This is a genomic window from Micromonospora sp. 15K316 (assembly GCF_004348525.1).
Taxonomy (GTDB): domain Bacteria; phylum Actinomycetota; class Actinomycetes; order Mycobacteriales; family Micromonosporaceae; genus Micromonospora.
This window is the reverse complement of record NZ_SMKG01000059.1, coordinates 1-14,131: the sequence shown is the minus strand read 5'-3', so window position 1 is coordinate 14,131 and position 14,131 is coordinate 1. Positions and strand designations below refer to the sequence as shown.

The 14,131-nt window shown below is 66.9% G+C and carries 8 protein-coding genes and 1 pseudogene; 6 read left to right on the top strand and 3 right to left on the bottom strand.

Going from position 1 to position 14,131, the window contains the following annotated elements; translation table 11 throughout:
- Positions 1 to 7: 7 nt before the first annotated feature.
- Genes E1211_RS14320 through E1211_RS14310 form a run of 3 tightly spaced genes read right to left on the bottom strand, consistent with a single transcriptional unit; the run spans position 8 to position 4,897 of the window.
- Positions 8 to 1,231: a restriction endonuclease subunit S gene (locus tag E1211_RS14320; protein ID WP_132349224.1), complete on the bottom strand. Its 1,224-nt coding sequence runs from the start codon at positions 1,229 to 1,231 to the stop codon at positions 8 to 10.
- On the bottom strand, positions 1,224 to 2,840 hold the full coding sequence (locus E1211_RS14315) for a class I SAM-dependent DNA methyltransferase (protein ID WP_132349223.1): 1,617 nt from the start codon (positions 2,838 to 2,840) through the stop codon (positions 1,224 to 1,226). The genes E1211_RS14320 and E1211_RS14315 overlap by 8 nt, the downstream gene beginning before the upstream one ends.
- A gap of 20 nt (positions 2,841 to 2,860) precedes the next feature.
- Positions 2,861 to 4,897, bottom strand: coding sequence for an SAM-dependent DNA methyltransferase (locus E1211_RS14310; RefSeq protein ID WP_132349222.1), 2,037 nt, complete (start codon positions 4,895 to 4,897; stop codon positions 2,861 to 2,863).
- Between the two features lie 149 nt (positions 4,898 to 5,046).
- On the opposite strand from E1211_RS14310, the gene E1211_RS14305 reads away from it, so the two are divergent.
- From E1211_RS14305 to E1211_RS32975, 6 genes and pseudogenes are all read left to right on the top strand, one after another.
- Positions 5,047 to 7,455, top strand: a complete 2,409-nt coding sequence (locus E1211_RS14305) for an AAA family ATPase (RefSeq protein WP_132349221.1) — start codon at positions 5,047 to 5,049, stop codon at positions 7,453 to 7,455.
- A complete protein-coding gene (locus tag E1211_RS14300; protein WP_132349220.1) occupies positions 7,452 to 7,826 on the top strand; it encodes a hypothetical protein in 375 nt (124 codons plus the stop codon). The genes E1211_RS14305 and E1211_RS14300 overlap by 4 nt, the downstream gene beginning before the upstream one ends.
- A 14-nt stretch (positions 7,827 to 7,840) precedes the next feature.
- Entirely contained in the window at positions 7,841 to 8,320 is a 480-nt protein-coding gene (locus tag E1211_RS14295) for a hypothetical protein (RefSeq protein ID WP_132349219.1), read from the top strand.
- A 339-nt stretch (positions 8,321 to 8,659) separates the two neighbouring features.
- Entirely contained in the window at positions 8,660 to 12,718 is a 4,059-nt protein-coding gene (locus E1211_RS14290) for an AAA domain-containing protein (protein ID WP_132349218.1), read from the top strand.
- The gene (locus E1211_RS14285; protein ID WP_132349217.1) at positions 12,715 to 13,551 is read left to right on the top strand and encodes a hypothetical protein; all 837 of its coding nucleotides are present in this window, start codon (positions 12,715 to 12,717) and stop codon (positions 13,549 to 13,551) included. Before E1211_RS14290 ends, E1211_RS14285 begins: the two co-directional genes overlap by 4 nt.
- Before the next feature lie 225 nt (positions 13,552 to 13,776).
- Positions 13,777 to 14,131: pseudogene (locus tag E1211_RS32975) on the top strand (hypothetical protein); the annotation flags it as partial.

The following is a 14,131-nucleotide window of genomic DNA, read 5'->3' as shown; positions in this document are numbered from 1 at the left end:
TCTTGACCTAAATCGCTTCTTCGGCAATCTTTTCGGCGTCCTTGACCCGCAACCGCCCCGACATCACCTCCGGCAACAACATGTCTCGCAGGCGTTCGAGGACGCGCGACTCCTCCATAAGGGACCTCAGGTGGCGGAATGCGACCTCCACCTCGGCTCCAAAGGCCGCTAGCTGGCCGGAATCTGGCCGGTGCACGAAGAAGTGCGCCGCATCGGCAGCACTCACTCTCTGGCGTCCAGAGGAGCCAGCCATCTTGCGGATAGCGTTCTTCCGGAAGCGTTCATCTCGCGCAAGGAAATAGGAGAACTCGGGAGGTACGCCCTTTTTGGACCGCATCACGATGAACTCAGTCGACCCGATCCCGGTTTCATCCTCATTGAGGAAGTTCACGAACCCTGTTTTGCCGTTTTCCAGACAGGGGGTGATTCGGGCCAACAGTGTGTCGCCATTCTGGAAGCGGCTACCGCCCTTCGGGGGGCGATACGCCCATGTTCGGATGGAGGATTGGCGTGTAGGTAGGGCCGCCATGTCGACGTAGACTGCGTTGCCCTGAGCAGGGCGCGGGGTCCGTGGGTTGAACTCGACCAACTCGGTGATGGCGCAATCGCCCTCTACCGTCGTGCCGAGAGCGGTGAACTTCGCTTGGAACAGGCCCTCATAGGCTGCAGCGATGCGATCGTTGACCGCAATCTTTGCATCCAAGGAACCCAATGCTTCTGCTATGGACCGCTGCGTCGTAAGCGGCGGCAGGGGAACACGTAATCCCTTGATTGAAGTTAACGGCGTTGCGATGCCAGGTACGCCGACTGTTGAAGCGTTCGCGAGGATGGACCTCTGGCCTTCCGGTGACCTGAACCAGTAGTAGTAGAATTCGGGAACTGCGACCGATTCGGCCAGTCGAGTTTTGACCTGACTTGAACCGATGACGTAACGGTCGAATCGTGGCCTTCGCGGCACCATTGAGACCTGGCCAATAGTGCCGCGATGTGTGAATATCAAGTCTCCGGGCGCTACATTGGCGGCTATAAGCTCATCCGCCTTTTGGGGCTCAATGTACACGAAATCATCGTCCACGAAAATGCCGCGAGCGAGATTTACGCCACGAACTACCGGCACCCCGGCGGCGACGTAGTTCTCTTTGGTGATCTTGGAGCCGAATGGCCCCATTGAGAACGCGGATCGTTCTGATGACGAGAGAGTTCTGTACTCAACGAAGGGCCAGTCAGGCATCGAACCTCCCGAGCTGGCTGCGCACGACAGCCTCAAGGCGGGCCGACTCGTCGAAGTAGGTGTACAGCTCCTTGGTGAGTCGGTCAACCTGATTGGCGATTGGCTCAGCGTCCGGATCTTCTTCTGCTTCGGCTGCTCCGACGTAGCGGCCAGGAGTGAGCACATGGTCCTTGGCTGCTACCTCGCCGAGGCTTGCTGAGTAGCAAAAGCCTGCCACGTCCTCGTACGTTTGGCCCTTGGATTTGGCGGACTTGGTACCGCGCCAAGCGTGGTAAGTGTCGGCGACCTTAGAAATTTCCTCCTCGGTTAGGACGCGCTCAGTGCGATCGACCATGGTGCCGAGAGCGCGGGCGTCGATAAAGAGGATCTCTCCGCGCCGATCGGCCAGCGCTTTCGAGCCCTGCGGGGTCTTGTCCTTCGTCAGGAACCACAGGCAGGCAGGGATGGCGGTGGTGCGGAACAAGTTCGGCGGGAGGGCGACCATGCACGCCACCAAGTCCGCCTCGATCATCGCGCGGCGGATCTCCCCTTCGCCAGATTGCTTGGAGAACATCGATCCGTTAGCAAGAACGACGCCGGCACTGCCGCGGTCACCGAGCTTGGAGAGCATGTGCTGGAGCCAGGCGTAGTTGGCGTTGCTCTGCGGCGGCACGCCGTAGCGCCAGCGCGGGTCATTCTGGCGACGGGCCCAGTCGCTCATGTTGAACGGCGGGTTGGCCATGATGAAGTCGGCCCGCATGTCTGGATGCTTGTCATCAGAGAACGTGTCGGCCCAGCGGTCGCCGATGCCCACGGGGTCCATGCTGTGGATGGCGAGGTTCATCTTCGCCAGTCGCCAGGTGCGCTCGTTAGCTTCCTGGCCGTAGATGGCGATGTCGTGGGTGCGGTCTCTCCCGGCGTGCTCCTCCACAAACTTTTTCGACTGTACAAACATGCCCCCGGATCCGCAGCACGGGTCGTAAACCCGGCCCTCATAAGGTTCCAGCACATCGACGAGGACTCGCACCACGCTGGGCGGTGTATAGAACTCGCCAGCCCGCTTGCCCTCGGCACGGGCGAACTTCTCCAGGAAGTACTCGTACGTCTCACCGAGAACGTCCTTCGCCTCCCGATCGTCGTGACCGGTGAAGCGGGCATCGCTGATCAGGTCGACGAGTTCCTTCAACCGCTTTTGGTCGACGTTGTCTCGGTTGAAGATCTTCGGGAGGACGCCGGTCAGCGCAGGGTTTTCTCGCATGATCGCGTCCATGGCGTCGTCGAGCAGCGCACCGACGCCACCAGGCGCGATCTCCACCAGGTAGTCCCAGCGGGCGGTTTCCGGTACCCAGAAGACGTTGGCGCTGGTGTACTCGTCGCGATCGTCGAGGAATTGGGCGTGGCGGTTCTCAGGGATGCCGGAGAGGCTGTCCTTGATCTGAGCGCGGCGTTCGGCGAACGCGTCCGAGACGTACTTGAGGAAGACCAAGCCGAGGACGAACTCCTTGTACTGCGCGGCGTCCATGGAGCCGCGCAGCTTGTCGGCGGCCTTCCACAGGATGTCCTGGATCTGCTTGGTGCTGGACACGCCGAACAGCTCGGCCTGGCCGTTGGCGCGTTTACGTGGGGGCACTATGTGTTCCGTTCTCTCGTTCAGGAGTTCGTACCGTACAGAGTCGTGAGGCTGCCGTCGGCGAAGCCGGTCACGATAAGTTCACGCAACGTTGCCAAAAGCTCGGCTTGCCGCTGCAGTAGATGCTCGCGTTCGTTCAGACGGCGCAGTACGTCGTCCATGCGGGCCGCCTCGTCCCGGGCTAGGTCGGGGATCGTGGCGTCCATCAGTCTCGGGCCCCGCACTGCACCAGCGCTGCGTGCCATGTTGCGGGCGGTGCCCAGGAGTGCCGCCAGCACTCGGGGGGTGAGCGGGTCGCCAGAAGAGATGCGCAGGCCGCTGGCGGGGAACTCGATCACCGAGAAGCCGTCGTCGTCGAGGAGGACCCCGAACCGGGGGACGCTGGTGACCACGACGTCACCAGGTTCGGTGAGGGCGACCTGCGGGTACTGCGCGGCGAGGGTGAACCGGTCCATCCAGCGCTTGGACGACTGGGCGATTACCTCTGCCGCGCCGATGACCCGATGGTGACCCCGCGGTCCGACATGCTCGGGGTTCAGGCGGTGCCCGGTGAGGGAGCGGACCCGACGAGTCGTTCGCAGCGCCTCGCAGGAAAGCTCCTTCGGCCGGGTTCCATGGCGCTGTACCGCTCCGGTGCTCAGAAAGCCGTGCTCCTCTGCGTATCGGATGGCCTCTTGCTCAGCGTCGGTGAGACGGCGCTCGACCTCACCGACGAGCGCGGGGCGGTCGGCGGCCAGGCGGGTACGGAGGGTGACTGACGCAGGACCAGGAGGCCGAAGCGCGGCAGCCCGTCGCAGGTCGAGGCTCTCCAGCGGGACGATTCGTCCGGTGCGCGGGTCGTGGCCGTCGCTGCGGTGCCCCTCGGCGCGCCAGAGGAGGATGTCTTCGGCTGCGGACTCGACAGTGGTGTGGTCAAGCGCGTGACCGCTGAGGTCGGCGAGCAGCACGCGGCCCTTGGTGGTGGGGAGCGGGTCTCGTGTCAGCAGCCACAGAGCGGCGCGATGACCTGGCCTGGCCGGGTAGACGCCGCCCGGCAGTTGCACAACTGCCTCGACGATACCGCTGCTCAGCAGCGCGGACCGGCGCAACGCCGCCGGCCCGTCCCGTAGTTGGTCGATGAGGCTGCTGGCGGGACCGACGACGATGGCCGTGCGGCCCGGACCGAGCAGATCGGCGATCGCTTCAACCCGGTCGAGGTCGGCGAGGGCCTCTCGGCTCTCCGCCGGTTGGTAGGGGAGCCGAGTGACGATGAGGTCCGGTTCGGCGAACTCCTCGTTCAGCTCATCGGCGCGCACGTCGAACTGGAACTCGGGCAACTCGGCGAGGAGTAACTGCCGGCGCACCAGGCGGGCGAGTTCCTCGTCGGCGACGACCGCGTTGACTTGCAGATTGTCGCAGTCCTGGTCGCTTACCAGTGCTGTCAGTAGGTCGCCTGCGCCCGCGTTGCCGTCGGCGATGGTGATGGCGCGATGGGCACGCAGCCGGGTCGGAACGTCGGCCACCCGACGGATCAGGGCCACCGTCTCCGGGGTGAGTGCGTCCGCTGTCAGCTCGGGCCAGCCGAGGCGGTTGGCGGAGCTGAGCAGGAACTGACAGCTGTGCCAGGGGTCGAAGGCTCCCTCGATCAGTTGCTCGACCAGTTGGGCGAGCCCGGTCGGTTCCGGGGCGTCAGCCAGCTCGTGCAGCAGAAACTCGTCCTCGGGATCGAGGCGCCGAGCCAGCGGCAGAGGATCGGATGGCAGTGCCTGGCCGGTGAGGTGGCGGAGGCAGAGCGCGGCGCCGAGGACGACGATCGTGCGTCGGCCGCCGTGCCGCCGGGCGTACGCCGCCAGCGTGTGCATGGACCGCTCGGCGCGCAGGGTTTCCGGGTCGGCGTGGCCGAGCCCGGTCCGGAGTAGCCAAGCCAGGACCGCGTCGGCGGGAAACAACGGCTGTCCATGGTTGCCCGGCACGGGCGCAGGGAAGTCGGGGTGCCGCCGGCGCCAAGTCGTGACCGCAGGCTTTTTGACGCGCGCGAGCTGCGCGATCTCGCGCTGCGACATCAACTCCGCCTCCATGGCTCACCTCCTCGCTCTGGCGGTCACAGTACGAGTCCTGGAACCTCGAAGAAGAACGTGGATCTGTTATCCCGGGATAACAGTGTGTAGGGCAGTGTAAGCGACCAATCTGCGGTTCCCTCGATGCGCCAACGACATCAGGGGGTCTGATGAACGACACGCTCACGCTCTACCAGGAGCTCACTGACCGCCTTCAGCGGTCCCAGGTGCCCGGCCCGGTCCGCGACCTGGTTCTTGCCGCCTTCCACGGAGAGCAGGTTCTCGATGCCGTACTGCGAGGTGAGGCCCTTCCGCCGTCGCCCGAGTTGGGTGAGGCGGGCGGTGCCGCGCCGCAGGCATTCCTGGAAGAGGTCCGGGTTGCCGGCTTCCGCGGAATCGGCCAGCAGGTCACGGTCGGGCGGCTACCCAAGACCGGGCTGACCGTGTTCGTGGGCCGCAACGGCTCCGGGAAGTCCAGCATCGCCGAGGCCGTCGAGTACGCGCTGACCGAGGACTCCCTGCGCTGGGCGCAGCGTCCGCCGGCTTTCCGCGAGGGCTGGCGGAACCTGCACCACGACGGCGCATCGGAGATCCGCCTCAGCCTTCGGCTCGACTCCGGCCAACAGGTGACGACCCACCGCACCTGGCCGGCCGGGGCCACCGATCTGACCTCCGCGACGGTCACCACGAGCACGGGCGGCGCCGCGATGCCCCCCGGTCAGGTGCCGCAGTGGGTCGGTCAGGCCGCCAAGTACCGGCCATTCCTTTCCGCCCGCGACCTCGAACGGGTCATCACCGCGAAGCCGGCCGAACTGTACGACGCGATCGCGCCGATCCTCGGCATGGGCCCGCTACGCGACACCGACGGCCGGCTGCAGCAGCGGCGCAAGGTCTACGACGACCGAGCCAAGGCGCTCAAGGCGGCCTTCACCGAGCTACGCGAACAGCTCGGCCAGATCGACGACGACCGCGCCCGCGACGCCCTGAGCGCGCTCGGCGCCCGTCCGCTCCGCGCAAACCTGACCCTGCTGGCCGACCTCGCCTGCATCGACACCGCCACGTCGGAGGAAACTGCAGCGGCAGCCGCCCGGCGGCTCGCCGAGCAGGACTTGCCCGACCTCGGAGGGGCGCTGGTTGCCCTCGCCGAGTCCGCGGCGGCGATGCGGGAGACGACCGCGACCGACAGCGGCGCCGCGGATCGGAGCGTCCGGCTGCTGCGGGCCGCGCTCGACGTGCACCACGATCGTGGGAACGGCCCTTGCCCGGTGTGTCGCGTCGGGACCGTGGACCAGGACTGGCGTACGCAGGCCGAGGAGGAACTCGCCGGGATGGCCGCGGTCGCTGCGGCGGCACGCGCGGCCCAGCAGGCTCACGCGCACGCCCGGCGTACGGTCGATGGGCTGCTCGGCGACATCCACCGGCTGCTGGAACCGGCCGCTGCCACGCTGGCGCCCTACATCCCCGGCGAGAGCGCGGCGATGCGCGAAGCTCTCGCCGGCCTCGGCCCCAATCGGGTCTCCTGGGACAGCGTCGTCGCGGCGCACACCACCTTCGTGAAGGCGGCGGCCGGCTGGCTCGCCCAGCGTCACGACGCCTGGCGCGAGCCCGGGGCAGCGATCCGCCGGTGGGTCGACGCCGCGGCCATGGTCCGCGCCGAGGCGCCGGCCCTGGCTCTGCTCACCAAGGCTCGTGCGGCTCTCGACACCGCCGAGAAGGCGATCCGTGCCGACCGACTGGGCAGCTTCGCCGCGCAGTCGGACCGGATCTGGCAGAAGCTGCGGCAGGAAAGCAACGTCGAGCTGCGCCGGCTGCGGATGGAAGGGGTGAACAACACCCGCCGGGTCCTGTTCCCCGTAGCCGCCGACGGCGTCGAGACCAGCGCGCTCGCGGTAATGAGCCAGGGTGAGCTGCACGCCCTCGGCCTCGCGGTCTTCCTGCCCCGTGCCTGCGCCGAGACCAGCCCGTACCGGTTCGTGATCATCGACGACCCGGTGCAGAGCATGGACCCCACCAAGATCGACGGCTTGGCCGAGGTGTTGCGGGAGGTCGCCCTGACCCGGCAGGTCATCGTGTTCACTCACGACGACCGGCTGCCGGAAGCGATCCGCCGTCTCGACATCGAGGCCGACGTCCGGGAGGTCACTCGCCGCGAGGGCTCGATCGTCGAGGTCCGCAAGGTCTGCGACCCGGCGGACCGCTACCTCGACGATGCCCGCGCCCTGGTCGCCGCGGACATCGCGGACGAGGCGAAGTGCCTGATGGTCGCCGGGTTCTGCCGGTCCGCGATCGAGTCGGTGAGCATGGATCGCTACCGGGCCGCCGAGCACCGGCGCGGCGCGCCCTACCAGCAGATCCAGGAAGGGCTCAGCCGGGCGCACACCGTCAAGGACCGGCTCAGCCTCGGGCTCTTCGGCCGCCTCGTACCTCGACCGGAGCTCTTCGCTCGTCTCGACCGTGACTACGGCACGCAGGCCACCCGGACGGTCAAAGCGGTGGCGGATGCGGTCCACGGCCACCGGAGCATGCCTGTCCGGGCGATGGTCGCCAACACCGCTGCGCTCGTGGGGCGGTTGCGTTGACGACGTCGCTGTACCTCGCCACCGCCGACCGGATGCTCGGCAGCGTCATCCGAGGCGCCAGTGGAGCCTGGCCCCGTGCGTGCGCGTGGCTGCTTCGCCACGAACTGGAAGCAGCGATGGACCGTTACTGGGCTCGCGTCTGCCCGGAGATCGGACGGACCCGGGTGCAGCGGCCGAAGCTGCTGATGCTCACCCACTGCGCCGGCCCCGACCTTGGGCGCCGGGCCAGCTACCTGTGGTGGGCGCTGTCCCGCGCCGGTCACCACCACCACTACGAACTCGGCGTCACCGCAGCCGAGCTGACCCGGCTCCGTACCGAACTCGTCGACATCATCGCGCTCCTTGACCACTCGGAGGCACCCACATGCTGAAGCGAGATCAAGCCATGCTGATCCTCGGCGTTGAGGCGTTGGCCATCGTCGGCGTCGTCTACTACCTCGTCACGCTCGACTTCATCAGCCTTGCCTGGTCGGCGTCGATCGCGATCGCCATTCCGGCCTGGCTGCTTGCCGTGAAGGCGCCGACGACGTGCGGCGTGACCACCCAGAAGGGCGGCCGGTGCGGACGGAAGGTCAACGGGGTGATCTTCGGCTGCGGCCGGTCGAACCATATTTGGGCCAAGTTCTTCGCCCGCTTCGGCTGGCGTCGTCAGCCTGACCCGAGCAACCGGCGGAGCCGGTCCAGCGAGGTTACCGAGGTGACCGAGATGGTGACCGTGAAGATCGCCGAGGACTGGAAGAGCAGCGTGACGTTCTGGCTCGCCCTCGCCGCGACGACGTGCGCCCTGGTCAGTGCCACCGTTGATGCCACCAACTTTCTCCGTGCGCAGGAGTCGCCGAAGCCGCCGGTCGCCGTCTCCCGTTGAGCCTGACCTTCTCCATCGGTAAATCGAGAACCAGGTCCCGGCGAGGATCGCCCGCTACGGCCTCCCCTGCGCCGCGTAGCACCTGTTCGAGTTGGCCTTCAGCCACGTCAAGCTGCACCCCGGCACTGCAACATCTCGGCCTGCCCGATGTGCCAACAAGGCACGGCGGTACTCCAGCCAAGGAGGTAAGGGTTGCTGAGCGGGGTCTTTCCGATGACGTCGGTGTCGGAAATCTGACGCATAGACCGACATGTCATCGGTCCTATCCTGGAGGGCTTTGCCTCGGGCCGACGGCCCGGCGGATCAGCACTGGCGTACGTCGACTGACTTGGAGACGAGATGCTGTTGACCCAACCGGATGTACTCCACCTCGTTCAACAGGCCGCCAGCCGGTGGGCAGACCGACTGATCGACTTCGGCCCGCGCAACACGCTGCTCTACTTCAAGGAGCGACAGACCACCACCCTCGATCTCGCTGACGCGGCTCCCGGCGTGGTCGCTGACCTGCTCCGGGGACAGAAGGTTCGCTTGCGGACGCTGTTCCCGGACCAGGACCGGCACAACACCGCCTGCAACACTGCCCGCAGCCTCCGCCGGAAGCTGGTCGAGCTGGAGGAGGAGCAGGGCATCCAGGCAGGTTGGGTGAGCCGCGGCCTGCTCTGCATGGTTGGCCAGTACACCCGGGGGTCCGTGCCGATGCAACCGCTGCGGGCGCCGCTGATCCTGCAGCAGCTTGCGCTGGACAGCAGGACGGCGACCGAGAACGACTTCACGCTGGAGCTGTCAGAGTCACCTGAGATCAATCCCGTCCTCCTGTACGCGCTGGAGCGGCAGTACGGCGTGGAGACGGATATCAGCGCCCTAGGCGAGAAGCTGAGCGCGATGTTGTCCGAGATCGCTGACCCGGACCAGCAGCTCAGTACTGCATACGAGCTGATCGCCGAGGCAGTCGCTCCCAGCGGCCTGTCTCTCCGGCTCGAGTCCGCGGTGGTTGCCGGCGTCTTCAGCTTCGACAAGCTCCCCATGGTCGAGGACCTGCGTAATTCGGCCGAGCTGCTGGCATCACATCCGGTGATCGGCGCAATGGCGGGCGACCGCGACGCTCGGCAACAGTTGCGCACGGAGCAAGCTCAGGGGTCCAGCTCCAGTGCCGATCGGATCGATCCGGCCAAGGAGTTCCTGGTCCACGACGCGGACTCGTCTCAGCAGTCGGCGATCGACGCGGTGCTGTCCGGCCGGCATGTGGTCGTTGAGGGTCCACCCGGCACGGGTAAGAGTCAGACGATCGCGAACATCATCGCGTACATGGCCGCGATGGGTCGCAGCGTGCTGTTCGTTTCCGAGAAGCGGGCCGCGATCGAAGCGGTGATGAACCGCCTTGGCGACGTCGGGCTCGACAATCTGGTGTTTGACCTGCACGACCGCAAGATCAGCAAGCGGCAGGTCGCCCAGCGCATCGCCAATGTCCTCACTCAAGCCGGTGCCGAACCACCCGTCGACACCGACGAGCTGCACCGCCGCCTACACAGCCGCCGGGCGGCGGCGAAACGGCACCCGGCCGAGCTGCACGAAGTTCGGGAGCCCTGGGGGGTGAGCGCTTTTCGGGTCATCGAGCAGCTCCTCGCGCTTCCGACTCTCGATGTCAGCGGCTACAACTTGCGCGCGTCCGAGCTGCGGAACCTTGACCGGTCAAGGCTTGAGTCCGCGCGGGAGGACCTTCGGACGTTCGTGGATCGTGGCGGCCTGAGGATCTGGCGCGGGGAGTCGCCGTGGGCGAAGGCCGCCATCCGCACTCCAGACGATGTCGGCCAGGTGCTGGTGCATCTCGACGAACTCGCGGCCGGTGCCCTGCAGGGCGCACAGCGCCAGATCCGGGACTTGGCCGACCGCGCGGGGCTGGACGTGCCGGACGACCTCGCTGCATGGAAGGATCTGTTCGACCTGCTCGGCGAGGTCGACCGCACCATCGCCAGCTACGGCGAGCAGGTCTTCGGCCCGGATCTGGACGACTTCGTCTATGCGACAGCACCAGGGCGATCCCGGCCGCGCCGCTCGGAGCCGCTCGGGATCTTTTGCCGGTTCCAGTTGCGCCGCGAGCTGCGGCGGACTTGTCCGGCCGCTCCCCGGAAGCGATCCGAGATGCACCAGGGCCTGGTCGCCGCAGTGGACCAGCGTGAGCGGTGGCGGAAGCTCAGCCGTCAAGACGGCGCACCCACTGCTCTGGCGGACGCCGACCTGTGCATGTCGTCCTTCACGCAGGTGCGTAACCACCTCGCCGCGGTAGCGGCATGTGCCCGGATCGACGGCCTTGAGCGTGGAACCACGACCACCGCGGCCAACAGGCTCGCCGAGTTGAACGCCGACCGCGAGACGTTGTTCCTGATGCCTGAGCTGAACAAACAGCAGCAGCTGTTCCGCTCGTTGGGACTGAGCCACATGCTCGATGACCTGGCCCACCGGCAGGTCTCAAGCGACGAGGCAGCCGACACCCTGTTGCGCTCCTGGTTGCAGGTGGTCCTCGACGAGATGCGCATGCGGGTCCCGTACCTCGGTCAGTTCGTCGGGCAGCAGCATGCCGCGGTGGTCCAGGACTTCCGCGCTGCGGACAGCCGGCACATCGAGATGGCCGCCCGGCACGTGCGCCGCAACGTGGCAGTGAACCTGCGCAAGGCCCGAGACGCCCATCCCGACCAGAACGGCCTCGTCCGGCGGGAGGCGGCCAAGAAGAGCCGGCACCTCCCTCTTCGGAAGCTGCTCAGCAGCGCACCGGAGGTGCTCCTCGCCGCGTTCCCGTGCTGGGCCATGTCACCACTGGTGGTCAGCCGCACCCTGCCGCCCGAGCGGTCGTTCGACGTGGTGATCTTTGACGAGGCGAGCCAGATCGAGCCGCACGACGCGGTCGCCTCGATCATGCGGGGCGCCCAACTCGTCGTGGCCGGCGACCCGAAGCAACTCCCACCCACGCCGTTCTTCCGGCGCCTCGTTCAGCAGAGCCCGGCTGGCGAAGACGATGATCTCGGCGACGAGAGCCTCGAGGACTACGAGTCCGTTCTTGACGTCCTCGGCGGCCTCATCTCGAACCGGTACCGCCTGACCTGGCACTACCGCAGCCGAGACGAGCGCCTGATCGCGTTCTCGAACGTCGAGATCTACAACCGGTCCCTCGTCACGTTCCCTGGCGTGCAGGTCGACAGCCCGCTGCGCTTAGAGACGGTGGACGGCCGTGTGGCCCCCGGGCAGAACGGCTCATCAACGGAGGAGGTCAACCGGGCGGTCGAGCTGATCCTCGAGCACGCCGAGCAGCGACCGAACGAGAGCCTGGGCGTCATCACCATGGGGCAGAAGCACGCCCTGCGGATTGAAGCCACTCTGCGCAGCCGACGACGCGAGCACGAGCATCTCGACGACTTCTTCTCCCAGGACCAGGCCGCGAGCCAGCGGTTCTTCATCAAGAGCCTGGAGAACGTCCAGGGCGACGAGCGGGACGCCATCATCCTGAGTATCGGCTACGCCAAAACCCGAGACGGTCGACTTCCGCTGCGCTTCGGACCGCTCAACCAGGAGGGCGGTGAACGACGCCTCAACGTCGCAGTCACCCGAGCGCGGAGTCGGATGACCGTGGTGAGCGCCTTCTCCCACCACGACATGGACCCGAACCAGACCGCGGCAACACGGAACCGCGGACCCGAACTGCTCCGCCGCTACCTGGAGTTCGTCGACCTCGGCGGCGACCTCGGCGCGCGACAGCACACCGGGGTCGAGCTCAACGGCCTCGAACGCAGCGTCCTGAAGGCTCTCCAGCAGCAGGGCATCAACGCCGTACCACAGTGGGGCGTCTCCGGCTACCGCATCGACCTGGCCCTCGCCCACCCAGATCAGCCCGGCCGCATGGTCCTCGCCGTGGAGACCGACGGTCACTCGTACCACCAGGCCCGCAGCGCCCGGGACCGGGACCGGCTACGCCAGCAACACCTCGAACGCCTCGGCTGGGAGTTCCACCGCATCTGGTCGACCGACTGGTACGTGGACCCGGCAGGCCAGACCGCCCGACTCGTCGCGCGCTGGAAGCAGGCGGTCGACCGCGCCAGCCACGCCGCGACGAGCCGCCCCGTACCGCCTGCCCGCCAGCCCGCTCAGCAACCAACGCCGCCGACGCCTCGCCGTGGCCCACGCCCCGACGTGCCGATCGGTCTGCGGATCACCGACTACACACGGGAACAGCTGGTACAGATCTGCACCTGGCTGGTGAGCGACCAGCTCCAGCACGATCGGGATGAGCGCCTCCAAGAGGCCATGAGCGAACTCGGCTTCCGCAAGCGGGGCTCAATCATCCTCCAGCGCCTGACCGAAGCACTCGACATCGCGCAGCAGCGCGCCGACCGGGAGGTGTCCCGATGATTGCCCTCGACCCGCTCACTCTGGAACGCGTCGCCCGCCTGATCTGCGACGTCGATGGTCCCTACGAGCGGACCGGTACGCAGATCGAGCGGTTCCTGCACCGGGTCCGGTGGCCCGGCGATCCGCAGTACGACGGCTCTCCGCGGATCCCCTGGCTGACTGAAGTACTCAATTCCCATGCCGACGATGCCGCCGCCCTCGACCGGCTGCTCTGTCGCATCGGTGATCCGCTGGAGTACGACGGCGGCGCCGAGGCCGCCGAACCGATCGCACAAGAACTGAACCGCGTCCTGGCTCCCGAACAGCTCACCATCACCTACGTCGGCAGGCGCCCCGTGCTCGGTCAGATCAGCCAGAGCAGTGACGTTCCCCTGTACGGGCCGCCCCCGGACCTCCACGAGCGGGTGCGACGACTATCCCCCAACAGCAAGGCGGTCGACATCCTTATGGCGCGCGCCGACGAAGCGTCCATCTGCCAGAACAACGGGGCCTACGCGCTGGCGATCATCGGCATCGGCAGCTTCGTCGAAGGCCTGCTGCACGTCGTGGTGACTGACCGCGACGAAACCGTGCGAAGGAACGGCCTGGTCGGCCGGAACGGCCGACGGGTTCCGGCCGAACGAGCGGGCCTTCACCTGCTCCTCGAGTACGCGCATCGACAAGAGTGGGTCCAGACCGACGCCAAGGACTTCATGGAGAAGGTCCGGGACTACCGCAACTTCGTGCACCCCCGCCACCAGATCGACTACGGGCTCGTGCCCGACCTGGACACGGTGCGGATGTGCTGGGCGCCTGTGCACGCGCTTCTCAACGACCTGGAATCCGCAGCATGATCAACAGCTCATCTCGGTGACCAGCAAGCAAGCGGATTGGCCTCTCCTTGTCCAGATGCCGACCTCGACACCGCCGCTGCTACTCCAGCTTCCGAACCAAGACCAGGTGCTGGAGTAGTAGACGGAGGCCAGCGGGGCCGCATCGAGCGAGTGTGCGGCGACGCGTTCGGCGCAGCCCTCTCGCCTGTAACCCCTCGGGACGGCGCAATGCTCGGTTTCAGGTCTGTGTTCACGACCCACCGCGAACGAAACCATCTGCAGCCACTGGTACGGGAACAGCTCGACCGCTGGATCGCGGGCCCGAAGGGCTGGGATCCATCTGCGCTTCATGAGAATCGGTGGGCGACCATCGGCGACGACGTCAGGGCCCTCCTACTGCAGCACGAGGGGCAGGATGGATCGACGTCAATGCGCGTACGGATCGTCGAAACGAAGCCGGACGGGCAGTGGATCATCCAACTGACCGTACACTCGCCCAACGCGAGAGAGCGGGCGGCGTGGGCCTGGATCGACATCGAATCCCCCGACCCCGACAGCGAGGACCCACGCAGCCGCCCCCGCCTCGCAGGCACCCCCCGCT